Source organism: Zavarzinella formosa DSM 19928, assembly GCF_000255705.1.
GTDB lineage: Bacteria > Planctomycetota > Planctomycetia > Gemmatales > Gemmataceae > Zavarzinella > Zavarzinella formosa.
This window is the reverse complement of sequence record NZ_JH636462.1, coordinates 1-1,238: the sequence shown is the minus strand read 5'-3', so window position 1 is coordinate 1,238 and position 1,238 is coordinate 1. Positions and strand designations below refer to the sequence as shown.

Annotated in this window: 1 protein-coding gene; it reads left to right on the top strand. The window is 67.9% G+C overall.

Annotated elements, in window-relative coordinates; genetic code table 11:
- On the top strand, window positions 1–1,238 hold a 1,238-nt coding region (locus BGIM_RS0147615; protein WP_020476610.1), incomplete at both ends, for an Ig-like domain-containing protein.

Below are 1,238 nucleotides of genomic sequence, written 5' to 3'. Positions count from 1 at the left end.
AACGCGGCGACCGTGACGGCGCTCGTCGTCGCGCAACCGCCGGGCGGGGTGACGGTCTACGACAACGTCATACCGACCGGCGTGGTGCGGTTCGTGGTCGACGGCCAGCCGTTCGGCGACCCGCAAGAGCTCGACGCGACCGGCCGCGCGTCGTTCTCCACCGCGTCTCTGTCGGTCGGCGACCACACGGTCAGCGCCGTCTTCACCGACCAGGCCGGCAACTTTTTGGGAAGCGGCGGGATGCTGCCCGGCACCCTCACGATCGGCGACCGGATTGCCACGACCGTGGTGGCGACCGTCCCGTCGGGGAGCTTCAAAGCCGGCTCGCCGATCACGCTCCAGGCCACGGTTGCCCCGGAATCAAACCGGCTTCCCGTGTTGCCCAACGGGGTGGTTACTTTCCGCGACACCACGACGAACACCGTCCTCGGAAGCGTCCCGGCGGTGAACGGCGTGGCCACTCTGGCCTACACCGTGTCGCTTCCGCCGGGCGCCCACGCCATCGTGGCCAGCTTCGCCGGCGACGCCAACTATCTGGCCGACACGAGCGACGCGGCGACCTTGTCCGTCCTCAGCCCGACCCAAGTCACTTGGGCCGCCGACTCGGCGGCCGACCCGAATCAGATCAGCCTGCGGGAGGCGGTTGCCTATGCGGACAGCAATCCGGGCAGTACCCTCACCTTCCTGCCGTCGCTGGCCGGCCAAACCTTGACGCTGGCCAGCCCCTTGCCCGCCCTGAGCGCCAACATGACCATCACGGGCCTGGGATCATCTCTGCTCACCGTGACGGGGAACGGCTTCGGCTCGTTGTTTGTCGTCAACGCCGGCGTGACCGCAACCATCCGGGGCCTGACCGTCACCGGGGGTGGCACAGTGCAGGGCTTCCGCGTCGTGTCGGGCGCCGGCATCTACAACGCGGGCACTCTGACGCTTGCCAATGACGCCGTGACCGGCAACATGACGACACTGAGCGGCGGCGGCATTTATAACATCGGGACGCTCACCGTCCTCGACAGTTCGGTCAGCAATAATTCAGCAGCCTGGGGCGGGGGGATCGCCAACACCGGAACCCTCGACATTGAGCGCACGACGTTTTCGGGCAACACGGCCATCGGCAACAACGGCTCGAACGGGCAGAGCATCACGGGCGGCGGCGGCGGCGGGGCGGGCCTCGGCGGCGCCCTGTTCAACTTCAACGGCGGCACGGTCACGCTGCTCGACAGCACGATCTCCAACAA